This window comes from uncultured Sphingomonas sp. (assembly GCF_964021865.1).
GTDB lineage: Bacteria > Pseudomonadota > Alphaproteobacteria > Sphingomonadales > Sphingomonadaceae > Sphingomonas.
Genome location: NZ_CAXIAM010000034.1, coordinates 1 through 16,531, shown reverse-complemented (window position 1 = coordinate 16,531; position 16,531 = coordinate 1). Strand labels below are relative to the sequence as shown.

15 protein-coding genes are annotated in these 16,531 nt (G+C 67.2%); 9 read left to right on the top strand and 6 right to left on the bottom strand.

Annotation, left to right across the window (positions count from 1 at the left end; all coding sequences use genetic code 11):
* Positions 1–39 precede the first annotated feature (39 nt).
* From AADI75_RS10310 to AADI75_RS10300, 3 genes are all read right to left on the bottom strand, one after another.
* On the bottom strand, positions 40–1,701 hold the full coding sequence (locus AADI75_RS10310) for a TonB-dependent receptor (RefSeq protein WP_341208960.1): 1,662 nt from the start codon (positions 1,699–1,701) through the stop codon (positions 40–42).
* Positions 1,702–1,782: 81 nt separating this feature from the next.
* On the bottom strand, positions 1,783–3,123 hold the full coding sequence (locus AADI75_RS10305; protein WP_341208941.1) for a carboxypeptidase-like regulatory domain-containing protein: 1,341 nt from the start codon (positions 3,121–3,123) through the stop codon (positions 1,783–1,785).
* Positions 3,120–4,187 carry a LacI family DNA-binding transcriptional regulator gene (locus tag AADI75_RS10300; RefSeq protein WP_341208940.1) on the bottom strand — a complete coding sequence of 356 codons (1,068 nt, stop codon included), beginning with the start codon at positions 4,185–4,187 and terminating at the stop codon, positions 3,120–3,122. The genes AADI75_RS10305 and AADI75_RS10300 overlap by 4 nt, the downstream gene beginning before the upstream one ends.
* Before the next feature lie 331 nt (positions 4,188–4,518).
* Between AADI75_RS10300 and AADI75_RS10295 the strand changes: the two genes are divergently transcribed.
* The 4 genes from AADI75_RS10295 (at position 4,519) to AADI75_RS10280 (ending at position 8,668) form a co-directional block, all read left to right on the top strand.
* Entirely contained in the window at positions 4,519–6,777 is a 2,259-nt protein-coding gene (locus tag AADI75_RS10295; RefSeq protein WP_341208939.1) for a glycoside hydrolase family 3 N-terminal domain-containing protein, read from the top strand.
* Between the two features lie 141 nt (positions 6,778–6,918).
* Positions 6,919–7,278, top strand: a complete 360-nt coding sequence (locus AADI75_RS10290) for a hypothetical protein (protein WP_341208938.1) — start codon at positions 6,919–6,921, stop codon at positions 7,276–7,278.
* A 151-nt stretch (positions 7,279–7,429) separates the two neighbouring features.
* The gene (locus tag AADI75_RS10285; protein ID WP_341208937.1) at positions 7,430–8,485 is read left to right on the top strand and encodes a sialidase family protein; all 1,056 of its coding nucleotides are present in this window, start codon (positions 7,430–7,432) and stop codon (positions 8,483–8,485) included.
* Between the two features lie 3 nt (positions 8,486–8,488).
* On the top strand, positions 8,489–8,668 hold the full coding sequence (locus tag AADI75_RS10280) for a hypothetical protein (RefSeq protein ID WP_028964939.1): 180 nt from the start codon (positions 8,489–8,491) through the stop codon (positions 8,666–8,668).
* 257 nt (positions 8,669–8,925) lie between these two features.
* Here AADI75_RS10280 and AADI75_RS10275 read toward each other — a convergent pair whose 3' ends face one another.
* Entirely contained in the window at positions 8,926–12,030 is a 3,105-nt protein-coding gene (locus AADI75_RS10275; protein WP_341208936.1) for a TonB-dependent receptor, read from the bottom strand.
* Between the two features lie 272 nt (positions 12,031–12,302).
* On the opposite strand from AADI75_RS10275, the gene AADI75_RS10270 reads away from it, so the two are divergent.
* Entirely contained in the window at positions 12,303–12,788 is a 486-nt protein-coding gene (locus AADI75_RS10270) for a hypothetical protein (RefSeq protein ID WP_341208935.1), read from the top strand.
* Between the two features lie 8 nt (positions 12,789–12,796).
* Here the strand turns inward: AADI75_RS10270 and AADI75_RS10265 are convergent, their stop codons facing one another.
* Positions 12,797–13,033 carry a hypothetical protein gene (locus AADI75_RS10265; RefSeq protein WP_341208934.1) on the bottom strand — a complete coding sequence of 79 codons (237 nt, stop codon included), beginning with the start codon at positions 13,031–13,033 and terminating at the stop codon, positions 12,797–12,799.
* A gap of 155 nt (positions 13,034–13,188) precedes the next feature.
* Here AADI75_RS10265 and AADI75_RS10260 point away from each other — a divergent pair, with 155 nt between their 5' ends.
* From AADI75_RS10260 to AADI75_RS10245, 4 genes are all read left to right on the top strand, one after another.
* Complete coding sequence (locus AADI75_RS10260) at positions 13,189–13,332, top strand: hypothetical protein (RefSeq protein ID WP_341208933.1); 144 nt, start codon at positions 13,189–13,191, stop codon at positions 13,330–13,332.
* A gap of 25 nt (positions 13,333–13,357) precedes the next feature.
* Positions 13,358–13,624: a hypothetical protein gene (locus tag AADI75_RS10255; protein WP_341208932.1), complete on the top strand. Its 267-nt coding sequence runs from the start codon at positions 13,358–13,360 to the stop codon at positions 13,622–13,624.
* A gap of 106 nt (positions 13,625–13,730) precedes the next feature.
* Positions 13,731–15,833, top strand: coding sequence for a carbon starvation CstA family protein (locus tag AADI75_RS10250; protein WP_341208931.1), 2,103 nt, complete (start codon positions 13,731–13,733; stop codon positions 15,831–15,833).
* Complete coding sequence (locus AADI75_RS10245; protein WP_341208930.1) at positions 15,817–16,005, top strand: CstA-like transporter-associated (seleno)protein; 189 nt, start codon at positions 15,817–15,819, stop codon at positions 16,003–16,005. The genes AADI75_RS10250 and AADI75_RS10245 overlap by 17 nt, the downstream gene beginning before the upstream one ends.
* A gap of 52 nt (positions 16,006–16,057) precedes the next feature.
* Here the strand turns inward: AADI75_RS10245 and AADI75_RS10240 are convergent, their stop codons facing one another.
* Positions 16,058–16,291: a hypothetical protein gene (locus tag AADI75_RS10240; RefSeq protein WP_341208929.1), complete on the bottom strand. Its 234-nt coding sequence runs from the start codon at positions 16,289–16,291 to the stop codon at positions 16,058–16,060.
* Positions 16,292–16,531 lie beyond the last annotated feature (240 nt).

The following is a 16,531-nucleotide window of genomic DNA, read 5'->3' as shown; positions in this document are numbered from 1 at the left end:
TGACGGGAAGGAGGAGGGTTGCACCGCCCCCTTCCGTCATCAGAAGTTGAACCCCGCCGACAGCTTGATCGTGCGCGGCGGGTTGCCGCCGATGCTGTAGCTGGACACCTCGCGGTACACGCTGGGCGAATCCGGCGTGCGCGTGTTGTCGGCGGGATTGTTGTTGAAGTCGACGTAGTTGCGGTCGTTCATCGCGTTGATGATGTCGACGCGGAAGCGGATCCGCGTTTCGTCGCTGATGAACTTCAGCGGCACGTACTTCGTGAACGCCAGATCGAGCTGGCGCCGGCCCCAGCGATCGCCGAGCCCGAACACCTCGGAGCCGACGATCGTCCGCTGATACGGCGACGCGCTGTCGAGCAGCGACCGCTGGAAGGTCGGGCTCTCGATCTGGAACTTCGCCGACAGCGTCACGCCCAGCGGCGTGTCCGCGCTGCCCGCCACCACGAAGCGATGCCGCGGCACCACGCCCGAGCGCAGGAACGGATAATCGCTGACCTTCGGGAAATCGAGCAGGAAGTAGGCCGACTGGTCGTTGTTCGGGCGGTTATCGACCGCCGCGGTGAAGGTATAGGTCGCGTCGATGCTCCACGGCGAGGCCGCCGAATACGCCTTGGTCAGCTTGGCATAAGCCGAGTCCGCCTTCGTCTCGAGCCCGTTGTCGCCGATGATGATCGCGCCGAACCCGGCGGGCGCGAAGCTGGTGTCGGGACCCTGCGGTGCGCCGGTACTGGTGGACGGCGCGAAGAACGATCCGTCGGGGCGACGCGTGCCGAGCAGATAGACGAACCCGTCCTTGCTGACGATCCGGGTGTAGCCGACCTCTAGCTCGACCGGATTGAACCGCCCGCGCAGGCCGAGGCTGAACTGGTCCGAATACGGCACCTTCAGGTCGTTGTTGATGAAGCGGAACTCGCGCCCACCCGGCGCGCTGCCGGTGCCGAGCAATTGCTGACGCCCCGCCTCGGTCAGATAGACATCGTTCCACGGGATGCAGGTCGCGCTGGGCGTGCACGGATTGACCGTGTCGGCGCCCTGGAACAGGAACTGCCGCCGCTGGAAGCGCCCGTTGGCCAGCTCCTGCTGCAGGAAGTCGAACTGGTTGCGGTCGTACGAGCGGCCATAGCCGCCGAACACCGTGAACCGGCCCTGTTCGTCGAGGCGATAGGTGAAGCCGAGCCGCGGCTGCCACGCGCCCTTGAACGCCTTCCGGTTGCTGCCGTTCGAGATGTAATTGTTGATGTCATAATCGGCGTTGACGAGGTTCGTGTAATTGGGCGGCGTCACCGCCGCGATGTCGGTCGCCGAGGTCACGTAGTTCAGGAACGCCGGGGTCCGCTCGTAATCCCAGCGCAGCCCGAGATTCAGCGTCAGCCGGTCGGTCACGTCCCAATCGTCCTGCGCATACAGGCCGAGCTGGAAGTTGTTCGAGCGGATGCGCGGATCGAGCGACCCCTGCGCACCGAATTCTAGGCTGTACGGGATCTCGTCGTTGAACCCGTCGGCGACCGGCAACGTCGTGTCGTAGCGGTACAGCGGGTTGATGAGGTTCTGCTCGAGCGAGTTGAGCCGCACCCACTTCGCCTTCGCGCCGACCTTGATCGTGTGGTTCTCGAACCCGGTCCAGGTGAAGTCGTCCTGGACGGTCCAGCCCTTCTGCCCCTTGTCCTGGAAGCCGAGCCCGGCGCCGGTGCGGAACAGGTCGAAGCTGGAGATGCTGCCGTTGATCCGCGTCGTGGTGCGGAACTGCTGGCCGATGCCGTTCTCGGCCGGCTGCGGCGATCAGGCCACATCCTCGTAGGAGACGCGGAAGTCGTTGATCCACTTCTCTTCGCTATGCTGCCAGCGCAGCATCCCGCGCTTTTCCTCGACCTTGGTCAGCGTCGCGGTCGAATAAGCGGCGATGCCGTTGCCGATCTGCCGCCCGCTTTCGTTGCGGTACTTGGCCGTAAGCTCGATCAGGTCCTTGTCGGTCGGCTCGACGTCGAGCTTGCCGAAATACAGGTCCTGTCGAAAATCGGAATTATAGGAGCCGAAGATGTCGCGGTACTGCGCGGGCAGGCTCGACACCGCGGTGCCGTTGCCGGGCAGGATGTCGATCGGCACCTGCCGGCGCTTGCCCTCGTAACTGACGAAGAAATGCGCGACGTCCTTGACGATCGGGCCGCCCAACGCGACGCCGAACTGCTTGTCCTCCGAGGCGACCTTGGCGATCTTGTTCGGGAAGATCTCGGTCGGGCGGCGTTCGCGCAGGTTCTGGTTGGTGAAGTCGAAGAAGCCCTCGCCGTGGAATTCGTTGGTGCCCGACTTGGTGCCCGCGATCACCGCGACCGAGCCGACCTGATCCAGCTCCGCCTTATAGTTCGACGACAGCACCTGATATTCGCCGATCGCGAGCTGCGGGAACGGGTTGCCGGGCGAGCTGTCCTGACCGGTCAGCCCGCCGCGCAGCACGTAATCCTTCTGGCTGACGCCATCGATGAACACGTTGACCGAATTGGTGCCCTGCGCGCCGCCCTGGATGCGCGAGCTGCCGTCGGCGCTCTCGATGAAGCGCACGCCCGGCGCCAGATCGGCGAAGGCGAGGAAGTTGCGGCTGTTCTGCGGGAGCTGCTCGATCAGCCGCGGGGTGATGTTGATGCCGACCTGCCCGCCGGACAGCGAGCGGATGCGGCTGCCGGTGACGATGATGTCGCCTTCCTGCGCCTCCGCAGGCGGCGGCGCGGTTTCGCCGGCGGTGTTGTCGGCCGGGGCCGGCTGTGCCGGCGCGGGCGCGGTGGTCAGATCGAGGTCGAGCCCGGCATTCTGCCCGACGCGCAGCGTGAACTGATCGGAATTGCGCGTGCCCTTTTGCAACCGGATCTCCAGCCGGTACGCGCCCGCGCGCAGCGACGGGAAATTGTAGCTGCCGTCGGCACCCGGCACGACGGTGCGGCGGAAGCCCGATCCGACCTCCACCAGCGTCACGTCCTGCACCGGATTGTCGGGCGCGCTGCGGATCACGCCGCGCAGCGCCGCCTGACCGGCCTGCGCCGCGGCGGGCGCGCTCCACGTCATCGCGGTGCCCAGCCCCGCCAGCATCGTCGCGCCGGCCAGCGCCAGCCGAAAAGCGTTCCTCTTCATAACCCTTGTCCCTGCCTGCTTATCGTTGTCGTTTCGCGCACCACCAGATGCGGGACGATCGCCTCGTCCGCTCCGCCGGTTGCACCTTCCAAAAAACCGTCGCGTGCCGCGGTGATCCGCGCCGCGAGCTGCGCGACCGCGCGCGCGCCCATCGCGGCGATGTCGATCGCGACGCTGGTCAGCGCCGGCGACACCAGCCGCGCGAGCGGGATGTCGTCGAACCCGGCGACCGCCACCTGGTCCGGCACCGCGACGCCGTGGCGCTTGAGCGCCATCAGCGCGCCGATCGCCATCATGTCGTTGCCGGCGAAGATCGCATCGGCCTCGATCGTGCCGGCCGCGACGCACTCGCCGACGACGGTGCCGCTGCCCTCGCGGAAATCGCCCTCGACCACGCTCAGCGCCACGCCCGCGGCGTCGGCGGCTGCCTCCGCCCCCGCGCGCCGCTCCTGCGCGTCGAGATTGCCCGCCGGGCCGGAGAGATGGACGATCCGCTTCGCGCCACCCGCGGCGAGATGCGCGACCGCCGCGGCGGCGCCGGCGCGATTGTCGATCCGCAGGCTCGGGCTGCCGTCGTGCGGCGCGCAGGCGAGGAACACCGTCGCCACCCCGCGCGGCATATGCTGCGCGACGACCGCCGGGTCGAGCTGCGGCGCCATCACCACCAGCCCGTCGACCTGCCCGCGCAGCGCCGCGAGCGTATCGAGCCCGCGCCCGTCGTGGAGCACAGTCAGCAACAGCCCCAGCCCGCGCGTGCTCGCCTCGCGGTCCATGCCGCGCAGCAATTCGGAGAAGAATTCGCCGTGCAGGTCGGGCAGCACCACGCCGATCGCGCCGGTCCGCGCCATGCTCAGGCTGCGCGCACCGGCATGCGGCACGTAGCCGAGCTGCGCCGCGGCTTCCTCGACGCGCGTGCGCATCGCTGCGCGGACATGGTCGCGGCCGTTGAACACCCGCGACACCGACGCGACCGACACGCCGGCCACGCGCGCGACGTCGTGGATCGTGGCGTGCGTGCTGCGCGGTACGGGCGCGGCGACGGGGTCGGGTCGGGCAGGCGACATGGCCGGCAAAACATCCTCTCGGTACGGGCTTGTAACCGCTTACAGAAACCGCTTACATGAGCGTAATGTGATAATCAATCGTCGTTGCGGCGGGTGGAGCGGATCAACAGTCACCCCATCCGTTCGCCTCGAGTAGCCGTCGAGCCTGTCGAGACGGCGTATCGAGAGGGTTCGCCGTTTGGGGCAACCTCTCGACACGGGCTCTCGACAAGCTCGATCCCTGCTCGAGGCGAACGGATGGGGTGAACGGTGCCTCGTTCGCACGGAAGGCCGACGGCGTAGATGGCGCGAAACGACGACGGCGCGCGGACGAAGCGGGAAAGGGAGCAGGATGGACGGACACGACCGGCGGATCTCACGGCGCGCATGGCTGGCCGGCGCGGGCGCGGCGCTGGCCTGGTCGGCGAGCCCGGCGCGCGCGCTGCTCGGCGCGGTCGCGGCGCGCCCCCTGCCCGCCACGGTCGAGGCGCTGATCGCGCGGATGACGCTCGCCGAAAAGGCCGGGCAGCTCAATTTGCTCGCCGCCGCTTGGGCGGGGGGCGCGGCGATCTCGCTCAACCCGGCGGGCGCGGCGTCCAGCTTCGACGCGCAATTGAAGATGGTCCGGCGCGGCGAGCTGACCGGCGTGTTCAACGGCAATGGTGCGGAGATGGCGCGGCGGATGCAGACCGAGGCGGTGCGCCGCTCGCGGCTGAAGATCCCGCTGCTGTTCGCCGCCGACGTCATTCACGGGCTGCGCACCGTCTTCCCGGTCCCGCTCGCCGAGGCGGCCAGCTTCGACCCCGATCTCGCGCGCCGCACCGCGCGCGCCGCCGCGGTCGAGGCGTCGGCGTCGGGGATCGACTGGACCTTCGCGCCGATGGTCGACATCGCGCGCGACGCGCGCTGGGGGCGCGGGGTCGAGGGCGCGGGCGAGGACGTGCTGCTCGGCCGGCTGATCGCGGCGGCGCGCGTCGAAGGCTTTCAGGGCAGCGGGCTGTCCGCCCCGGACGCGGTCGCGGCCTGCGCCAAGCATTTCGTCGCCTATGGCGCGGGCGAGGCCGGGCTCGATTACAACAGTGTCGACATGTCGGAACGTACACTCCGCGACATCTATTTCCCGCCCTTCCAGGCGGCGTTCGCGGCCGGCGCGCCGACCGTGATGGCGTCGTTCAACGATCTGTCGGGCGTGCCCGCGACCGCCAATCCGTGGCTGCTGGGTACGATCCTGCGCAAGGAATGGGGGTTCGGCGGGCTGGTCGTCTCCGATTACACCGGCGACGAGGAGCTGATCGCGCACGGGCTGGCGGAGGACGGGCGCGACGCCGCGCGGCTCGCCTTCCTCGCCGGGGTCGATATGTCGATGCAGAGCGGGCTGTACCTCAAGTACCTCCCCGACCTGGTCGAGAAGGGCGAGGTGCCGCTGGCGCGGCTCGACGAGGCCGTCCGCCGCGTGCTCGCGCTCAAGGTCGCGTTCGGGCTGTTCGACGATCCCTTTCGCCGCATCGATCCCGCGCGCGAAAAGGCGCGGCTGCGCACGCCCGAGACGCTGGCGCTCGCACGCGAGGCGGGCGCGCGCAGCATCGTCATGCTGCGCAACGACGGCGCGCTGCTCCCCCTCCCCCGGTCGGGCAAGCTGATCGCGCTGATCGGCCCGTTCGCGGGCGGCGGGCATGACCTGATCGGCCCGTGGAACGTCTATGGCACCGACCGCGAGGCGGTCGATCTCGAAACCGCGGTGCGCGCGATCGCGCCGCAAACGACCGTCGACGACGGCAGCGACGTGGCGCGCGCGGTCGCCGCGGCGCGCGCGGCCGACGTGGTGGTGCTCGCGATCGGCGAGACGCAGAACATGTCGGGCGAGGCGCAGTCGCGCACCGACATCGTCGTGCCGCCCGAACAACAGGCGCTCGCCGAGGCGATCGCCGCGACCGGCAAGCCGTACGTCGTGCTGCTGCGCACCGGCCGCGCGCTCGCGCTGGCCGGCGCGGTGGCGAAGGCGCCGGCCTTGCTGGTGACGTGGTTCCTCGGCTCGCAGGACGGGCCGGCGATCGCCGACGTGCTGTTCGGCGCGGTGTCGCCCTCGGCGCGGCTGCCGGTGTCCTTCCCGCGCGCCAGCGGGCAAGTGCCTTATTATTACGCGCATCGCAGCACCGGCCGCCCCAACCCGCCGGGCGCGCTACAGCCCTACAAGACGCATTATCGCGAGGTGCCGAACAGCGCGCTGTTCCCGTTCGGCCACGGCCTCACCTATGGCGAGATCGGCTATGCGGACCTGCGGCTGAGCGCGAAGACGCTGACCGACGCCGCCCCACTGACGGTCCGCGCGACGATCGCCAACACCGGCCGCGTCGCCGCGACCGAGGTGGTGCAGCTCTACGTCCACGACGTGGTGGCGAGCGTGACGCAGCCGGTGCGCGTGATGAAGGCGTTCCAGCGCGTGACGCTGGCTGCGGGCGAGCGCCGGACCGTAGAGTTCACCCTCACCCGCGCCGATCTGCGCTTCACCGGCCGCGACCTGAAGCCGACCATCGAACCCGGCGCCTTCCGCCTGTGGGTCGCACCTTCCGCGGAGGCCGAGGGGCTGGCGGGGATGTTTACGCTGGGGTGAGGCATCGCGCCCTTCCCTGTGCCTTATCGTCGCCCGCGACGTGATCCGGGGCACGGGAGCAAGGTGCGCTTCCGGCACTATTAATCGTTCATCGACAATCACATATTAAGGCGGTCGGCTTCGACGAGAAGGCCCGCCCCCATGTATACCATCGAGTATGACGCAGCGACGCGCTCGCTGCACATCGTGACCGAGGGGTTCTGGACGCCGGCCGTCACCGCCGCCTTCGTCGCCGAGCTGCTCGCGCGCGGCACCGCGATCCGGTTGCGGCACGGGCCGTTCACGGTGCTCGCCGATCTGCGCGCGGCCGCGATCCAGCCGACGCAGGTTGTCGACGCGCTCGCCGCGATGATGCCGCGCGCGCTGAAGGTCACGTCGCGGCCGATCGCGGCGGTGGTCGCGAACAATCTCGCGAAGTTGCAGACCGAACGCTATCTGGTCGGCGCCAATTGCCGCACCTTCCTCGACGCCGACGAGGCGAAGCGCTGGCTGGCGGCGTAAGCCTGCCGTCATTGCGAGCGGAGCGAAGCAATCCAGGGCCGGACCAGGACGCCCTGGATTGCTTCGCTACGCTCGCAATGACGATTTGGCGGGCTTTCGCTGAGCGTAAGACGTTTTGGCCCCGAGCCCCACTGCGCTAGGCGGGCGCGCGATGCCCCTGCCCTCCCCCGCCCGCCGGCTGCTGCTCGCCACGCCCGTGCTGCTCGCGCTCACCGCCGCCGCGCCGTCCGCCATCGTGACGTCCGAATATATCGACCCTGCCCCGCCCTATCCGCAGGCGCATGCCTCGACGATCGTCGAGCTGCCGGGCGGCACGATCGCCGCTTCGTGGTTCGGCGGCTCAGGCGAAGGACGCCCCGATGTCGCGATCTGGTTTGCGCGCCGCGGTGCCAAGGGCTGGGAAACCCCGGTCGCGGTCGCGCGCGACGCGCGTTATCCGACGTGGAACCCGGTCCTGTTCCAGCCGCCCGGCCAGCCGCTCCACCTGTTTTACAAGGTCGGCCCCAACCCGCGCGACTGGTGGGGGATGGTCATCACCTCCACCGATGGCGGCCGCCACTGGAGCACGCCGGTTCGGCTTCCCGACGGCGTGCTCGGCCCGATCAAGAACAAGCCGGTCGTGCTGCCTGACGGTACGTGGCTGGCGCCGTCGAGCCGCGAGGTCGGCAGGCCCGAGAAGAACCGTTGGTTCGTGCGCATGGAACGCTCGACCGATCGCGGGCGGACGTGGAGCGCCGGCCCAGAGATCGCCTCGCCGGTCGGGCTGGAGGCGATCCAGCCGAGCGTGCTGACGCTGAAGGACGGCACGCTCGCGCTGGTCGCGCGGACGCGGCAGGGCGTCGTCGCGACCAGCCGCTCGCGCAACGGCGGGCGGACCTGGTCACCGCTCGCCGCGCTCGCCTTGCCCAATCCCAATGCCGGCACCGATGCGGTGACGCTGGCGGACGGGCGGCAGCTGATCGTCTACAACCATGCCGCGCACGATCCCGCCACCCCCGGCGACGGCCCGCGCTGGCCGCTCAACGTCGCGCTGTCCGACGACGGCGTGCACTGGCGCGCGGTGCTGACGGTCGAAAGCCACCCGATCAAGGACGGTTACGCCTATCCGGCGGTGATCCAGTCGCGCGACGGGCGCGTCCACATTACCTATACATGGAACCGCACGCGTATCCGCCACGTCGTGCTCGATCCCCGCCAATTGAGGTAAGTCATGGCCGAACGCTTCGAACGCCACCGCCAGCCGTGGCGCCCCGACGAGATCCAGAAGCTCCACCAGCTCGCCAAGAAGGGCATGGCGCTGAAGGCGATCGCCAAGGCGCTGACCCGCAGCGAGGAATCGGTGAAGGATCGGGCCAAGGAGGATGGGCTGTCGATCGCCAAATTGCGGTGAGGGACGGGAGCCTTTTCGGCCTGTGTCTCAGGCTCCGCCTTTAAAGGTCGAATGCCCAGGTAATTGGAGCACCGTGTCAGACCAGCCACTGCATATGGGTGGCGCATTGTCACCGGTAGCGACGTGTCGCTCAGCGTAAGCAACCGCGCAAGCGGCGTGATGATCCCTACGACCATCGTCCGCTCATCGCCAGACCAAAGAAAAGGGCGGCCTCTTTTACGAAGCCGCCCCTTGAGTGGAATTAAGCCTACGTCCGCTTAAAAGCGGAAACGAACGCCAGCGTAGTAACGGCGGCCGAAGACATCGTAGACACCCGCGTTCGTGTCGGTGCCGGTCGTGTTGTACGGCGACAGCGACAGAATGTTCGGTGCCTTGGTGTCGAGCAGGTTGTCGGCACCGATGTAGAATTCATACTGGTCCGATGCCTTGAACGACATCTGGCTATCCAGATAGAATTTGGCCGGTACGCTGATCGCACCCGGTTCCAGGTCGAACCCGGACAGCGTCTGATCATCCTCGTTCGACCGGCCGAAGTAGGTGCCGGTGAAGTTCAGGGTGAAGTGCTCGCTGGTGTAGCCGAGGTTTGCGGTGAAACGATCCTTGGCGGCACCAATCTCGCCCGCAAAATTGTCGCGCGAGGCACCCGGCAGCGGAATGACGTAGCCGTCAAACACATGCGTGTAGGCCACGCGCACGTTGATCGCGCCGCCGATCCCGACACCGTCCAGCGGCACGCGCTGGGTCAGCGTCACGTCCAGGCCCGAGGTCGCCAGCCGGCCGGCATTGACCGATCCGGCGTTGACGAATTCCAGCGTCCCTGCGCTGTTGACCGCCGTGGCGGTCGCCCGGCGCTGGATGAACGCGCAATAGATCGGGTTACCCTGATTGTAGCACTGGTCGAGGATGAACTGCCGCGGCGGTGCGCTGATCGCGTTGGCAATCTTGATGTTGAAATAGTCGACGCGCAGCACGGTGTTACGCAGGAAGTTCACCGAGCGCGGGTTGATCGTGACGCTGCCGGTGTAGGAGTCAGACGTCTCCTCGCGCAGGTTCGGGTTGCCGCTGTTGAAGCCGCTGACGCCCTGACGATCGAGCAAGGTGACGGCGAACGCCCCGTTGGCAGCGATGTTGGCCAGCACGCCCGGTGCCGCACGGCAGGTGTCGCCCAGCGTGCCGCCGCCTGACGACGTCACGCCGACGCACGGGTCGGTCACCGACGGGAAGGTCTGCGACGGGCCGGTGAACAACTCGCCGACATTCGGCGCGCGCACGGCGCGGGCGTACGTGCCGCTGAACCGGATGTCTTCGACCGGCGCCCATTCAACGCCGCCGCTGTAGCTGTAGACGGTGCCGACGGTCGAATAGTCGGAAATACGGCCCGAGCCACGAACGCTGAGCTGCCGGAAGAACGGCGTGTCAGCAAGCAGCGGGATGTTGATCTCGCCATAGGCTTCCTTGACGTCGAACGAACCGGCGGTGTCGGGCAGCGCGTTGCCGCCGTTCAGCCCGGCATTTGTAAGCGCATCGTTGTTCTCCGAGCTGCGCTCGCGACGATATTCGCCGCCGATCGCGACGCCGACCGGGCCTGCTGGCAGATCGAAGATCGAGCCGGAAATATTGCCTTGCACGACCTGCTGCGTAACGCGGGTCTGGAAGGTCTGCTCGGCGTTAAGATATGCCAGTGCCTGGGACGAGATCGTGTTCTGGCCAAAGATGTTGACCGGCGCGCAGCCCTGCGCCCGCGCATTGGCATCGGCGCAGACCGGCGTGCTGCCGCCCGCAAGTCCGACGCTTTCGGCGGTGACCACGGCGAAGGCGTTGCGGAAATTGACCGTGTTGATCTGACCGTTGCCGCTCTGATTCTCGGTCGTCTGGCCGTAATTGTACGTCAGGTCCCAGTGGAACTTGTCGTTGATGAAATCGCCCTCGAAACCCGCGACGAAGCGATAGAAGTCACGCGACGTGGTGCTGCGGCGATTGCCGAACTCAAGCAGACGGCGAGAGAAGCCGATGTCCTTAAGGCCGTCGCCATTGGTATCGGTCGCGGCATTGTAGATTGCGTCGGGTACATACGGGTTGCGGACGATGTTGAACGTTCCCGCGGTTGCACCGGGGACGCGGGTTTCGATCGGGGCTTGCCCGCCGGTGCCCGGATATGCGCCGGTGCTGCCGGCCGACGAGAAACCGAACGGTTCGATGTTACGGCTCGCCGTGGTCTTGGCGTAGGTCGCCTCACCGATGAATCGGATCGAGTCCGAAATGTCGTAGTGGGCACGCGACGCGAACAGGTAACGCTCCACCGGCACCGCGATCGTGCGATAGTTCTGACGGTTGAAGCCACGCGCCGGCAATGCGGTGCCTGTGGGCACGCCACAGGCGCGCGCTTGCGCGGCGCTGATCGGAGCGCCGTTGGAGCTGAAGCCGCGCTCCAGCGCATTGTTCGCCGGGTTGAACGTGAACTGACATCCGCCAGCATTGAACACGCCCTGCGGCGGGATGCCCGAGAAGGTCGGCGAGATCGACGTGCCGTAATCGGCCGGATCGTCGCTAAAGCCGCCAAAGAAGGCGTCCGAGTCATCGACCTGCGTGTTGGCACGCTGACGCGACAGCAGCTGCCCTTGGCTGGTATAGCCAACGTGCATCATGATGTTGCCGCGGTCTTCGGCGAAATTGCCGCCGACCGTGACGTTCGCCTGATAGTCCGGCGTGTCGCCGCGCTGGGTGAGGCCATATTGCGCGTTGGCTTCGATGCCCTCGAAATTGTCCTTGTAGATCAGGTTGACGACGCCGGCGACCGCATCAGACCCGTACAGCGAGGAGGCGCCGCCGGTGAGGATATCCATGCGTTGCAGGAATTGCGCGGGGACGACGTTGAGGTCGACCGTGGCCGAGCCGGGGATGCCGGCGACGACGCGACGGCCGTTAATGAGCACCAGCGTACGGTCGGGGCCGAGATTGCGCAGGTCGACAGTCGCTGCGCCGGTACCCGAGGTAAGGAAGGCCGAATTGGTGCGGCTAAGGGCCGGCGAACCGAACACGGGGTTTTCGAGCAGCACGTCCTGGATGTTCGCAACGCCCGACTGCGCGATCTGCACGTCGCTGATCACCTGTACCGGCGACACCGAGGTGATTGTCGGGGAGACGATGCGCGAACCGGTGACGATGACGTCACCTGACGCGGTGGTTGGCGTGCCGCGACCAGCGGCAGCCTCGGTTTCCTTGGTCTGGCCGTCGGCATTCTCGTTGCTTGACTGTGCACCCGCGGTATCTTCCTGCGGTGGCGCGGCCTGCGCCCAAACCGGTGCGGCGAGCAGCGCCATGCCCAAAACAGCCGGCGCGACGCCGACACGCAAAGCCGCCATGCGACCAAAAGTTCTCATGATCAATTCTCCCGAATGACGCCCATTCAGGGCCCCTGTCCAGCTCCCCTCGAGGTCGGTGTTTTCACCTCCGCCCACGATAGAGACGAGCATGCCCCACGCTATTCGGTAATGTAAGTTTTACGTCGTCGTATCGTCACAAATGACATTTTGTGTTGCAATATCGTCACACCGGCGTAGACCGTGTCACGTGATCGATGGCGCGCGGCACGGTCCGTAAGGTATAAGATCTTCGCTCGAAAAAGAGATGGATGATGAAAGCGGCATTCGCAGGAACCATCATCGTGTCAGCTCTGGCAAGTTCCGCCCAGCCGGCTGAGCATAATCCTCTGAAAGGATTATTTGACTGCCTTGATCTTACCGATGCCGGTAAGCGGGCTTCGTGCCTGGAGGGCGAAGCGCGGCGGTTGCAGGACAGTGAGCGTCGACGCGAGGTCGTGGTCATGGATCGTGGCCAGGTGGAGGCGTTGCATCAACAGGCCGCAAAACGCCCGGAAGCTGAAAAGAACGAGCGTGCGCCCTTTACACCTGTCGACACCCCGCTGACCGGAGCGCACTTGGCCGGGGGGCGATGGCTCTTCACGACGGAAACGAGCGGCGTTTGGATTCAGGCGGAGGCTGCCGAACTAGGCCGTACCCCACGCATCGGCGATCGCTTTCGCGTGCGGAGAGGCGTAATCGGGGGCTATCTTGCCAATATCGGCACCGGGCCTGCAATTCGCGTGCGTAGCGTGCAATAAAATATTACTTATTGCCCGCTGAAACGGCGTCCCTCCATCACCCTTGACCGGTTCACCTCGTCGGCATTGTCAATCACATGCCATTCCGCCTGAGTATGACAAATCCGCTTCGGGATTTGGCTTCCCAGCAATTTGGTCAACCGACACGTCTTTTTGTCGTCCACCACGGTTTTTTGCGACGAAGCCGTTGGCGTTGCGGCGACCTGCGGAGCAGCGAGGGCGAGAAGAAAGATGAGAGGTGTCATGCTTAATCCCGATAGGCGGAATTTGGACGATAAGGTAGCATGCAGGCTGTGCGCAAGCAACGTTAGGTCCGTTTGCATGATTTCCAATCGCAGCCGATCGATGCGTGCAAAATCAACTACGTGACACCGTCGCGCTTACATGGCACAGGAAAATCATGATTGAGCTTTCCCGCGAACTGGTCGCCTATGCGATCATCGGCGTGCTGGTGATCATTGCGGTACCGACCGGCATCGTGGTCATGCGCCGGCGTCGGCGCGAGAAATTGCGCCGGCGCGGCATCAAGACCTACGGGCACTGATCGCGCGCCGCTTACGGCCGGCAAGATGGCGAAGCGCCGCCACTATCTGACCGCACGGCTCCCCGACGGCTACGTCAAAACGATCGGCCCGACCGCCCAGCCGTTCACGCATTACTGGCGGATCGTCGCGACGCTCGAGAACGGCAAGACCGAGGTCTTCTGGGGCCACGCCACCTCACTCGCCGAGGCGAAGCGCAAGCGCACCCCGCTTGCCGACGCCGCCCGCCAGCGCGGCTGGCGCGATCATGCCTTTGATATTGTTGAACTGGAGCGCAGCGAAACGGCACCTTAAGTGTCGTCGATCCTGCCTGTCGACACATCGACGCTTGTCGAACCGCACTGGCGCGCCGCGTGCCGGAATGCGATGCTCGCCCGAGAACACAGGCGGGAGGATCGACATGACAGCGGCGACGGTGACGGCGCATCGACGGCTCACCCCGCAAACCCCGCGCGAGTGGTTGCTGTGGGGCGCGATCACCTTGCTCGGCGCCGGCGCGCTCGGCGTCGTCGCGCTTCACCGTGGCGAGCCGGTCAACGCGCTGTGGATCGTCACCGCCGCCTTGTGCACCTATCTCGTCGCCTACCGCTTCTACGCCCTGTTCATCGCCACGCGCGTCGCGCAGGTCGACCCCGCGCGCGCCACCCCCGCCGTGCGCCGCGCCGACGGGCTCGACTTTGTCCCCACCGATCGCAACGTGCTGTTCGGGCATCACTTCGCCGCGATCGCTGGCGCCGGGCCGCTCGTCGGGCCGGTGCTCGCGGCGCAGATGGGGTATCTGCCCGGCACGCTCTGGCTGCTGGTGGGGGTGGTGTTCGCGGGCGCGGTGCAGGATTTCCTGATCCTGTTCTGCTCCACCCGCCGCGACGCGCGCTCGCTCGGCGACATGATCCGCACCGAAATGGGGCGCGTCCCCGGCACGATCGCGCTCATCGGTGTGCTCGCGATCATGGTCATCCTGCTCGCGGTGCTGGCCTTGGTGGTTGTCAAGGCGCTGGCCGACAGCCCGTGGGGGACGTTCACCGTCGCCGCCACCATCCCGATCGCACTGTTCATGGGGCTGTACAGCCGCTTCCTGCGCCCCGGCCGGATCGCGGAGATGTCGGGGATCGGCTTCGTGCTGCTGATGGCGGCGATCTTCGGCGGGCAGCAGGTTGCCGCCTCCCCTGCCCTCGCGCCGCTGTTCACGCTGAGCGGGCCGACGCTCGCGCTCGCGCTGATGGCCTATGGCTTCATCGCCTCGGTGGTGCCGGTGTGGCTGCTGCTCGCGCCGCGCGACTATCTGTCGACCTTCCTCAAGATCGGCGTGATCGCCGGGCTCGCGCTCGGCATCCTGATCGTCCGGCCGACGCTGCAGATGCCGGCGGTGACGCGCTTCATCGACGGCACCGGCCCGGCGTTCGCCGGCGCCTTGTTCCCGTTCCTGTTCATCACGATCGCGTGCGGCGCAGTGTCGGGGTTCCACGCGCTGATCGCCAGCGGCACCACGCCGAAGATGATCGCGACCGAGCACGACCTGCGCTTCATCGGGTACGGCGCGATGCTGACCGAGAGTTTCGTCGCGGTGATGGCGCTGATCGCGGCGTGCGTGCTCGATCCGGCGGTCTATTTCGCGATGAACGCGCCCGCCGCGCTGATCGGCACCGACGTGACCAGCGCCGCGCAGGCGATCGGCCGATGGGGGTTCACGATCCAGCCCGAGGCGCTGGCGCAGATCGCGCGCGACGTCGGCGAAGGCACGATCCTCAGCCGCGCGGGCGGCGCGCCGACGCTGGCGGTGGGGATGGCGCATATCCTCAGCCGCGTGATCGGCGGGCAAGCGCTGATGGCCTTCTGGTACCATTTCGCGATCCTGTTCGAGGCGCTGTTCATCCTCACCACCGTCGACGCCGGCACGCGCGTGGCGCGCTTCATGATCCAGGACCTGCTCGGCAGCGTGATCCCGGCGATGCGCGCGACCGAGAAACTGGCGCCGAACCTGATCGCGACCGCTCTGGCGGTCGGGGCATGGGGCTGGTTCCTGTATCAGGGTGTCACCGATCCGCTCGGCGGGATCAACACGCTCTGGCCGCTGTTCGGCATTTCGAACCAGATGCTCGCCGCGATCGCGCTGACGCTGGCGACCGTCATCCTGTTCCGGATGAAGCGGCAGCGTTACGCATGGGTGACGATCGCGCCGACGCTCTGGCTGCTGATCTGCACGCTGACCGCCGGGTGGCAGAAGCTGTTCCACCCCGATCCGCGGATCGGCTTCCTGTCGCACGCCGACAAGTTCGCGACCGCGTTGCGCGAGGGCCGCCTGCTCGCCCCCGCCAAGACGCCCGCCGACATGGCGCGGATCGTCTTCAACGACCGTGTCGACGCGGCGGTGTGCGCGTTCTTCGTCGTGCTGGTGCTGGCGATCGTGGTCTACGGCGTCGCGGTCGCGCGGCGTGCGCTGGCCAGCGACCGCCCGACGGCCCAGGAGATCGGGCAGGAGGTCGGCGATGTCGTGGTGGCGTAAGGCGGCGCAGACCGCGCGGCTGATGGTCGGCGTTCCCGATTACGACGCCTACCTCGCGCACCGTGCGGCACACCACCCCGGCGAGCCGGTGCTGACCCGCGCGGACTTCCACCGCGACCGGATCGAGCGGCGGTATGGTGTCGGCAAGGGCGCACCGCCGCGTTGTTGTTGAACGGTGCGCCCTGCCCCGCCGTCGGCCCCCTCGCCTGCCCGCGCGCCCGATCCTACGGTCCGGCGCGTGAAACAATGTCCAGATCGCCAAAAGCAGGCCGGCGCACGCGCGCGCCGAGGGTGTCCCCATCCTGTTCTCCGCGCTCACCGGCAGCGTCCACCATGCCCGTGATGATCGCCAGCACGTCGCGCGCCGCCGTATCTGAGTCGAACTGCGGCGGCAGATCTGCGCACACCAGGACCGAGGACAGATCGCATGCAGCCGGCATGCGCCGCGTTGTCGACATGTCGATATGTCGATATGTCGACGAATCGACACCCTGTCTTTTCGGATCGCGCGGCCTTTATCATAGTGTAGCAAGGACGAGCTTCGGCATCCGGCCGGGCCCGCGCCTCTGTCGTGTCGATGCCGATCGGACCAGTCCGGGGGGGGGGGGGGGGGGGCGAGGGGGGGGGGCCGCGGGGGGAGGGGGTGGGCGGGGGCCCCCGCTCCGTCCGCTCGTCAACACACCTGCGCCAAGGAATAG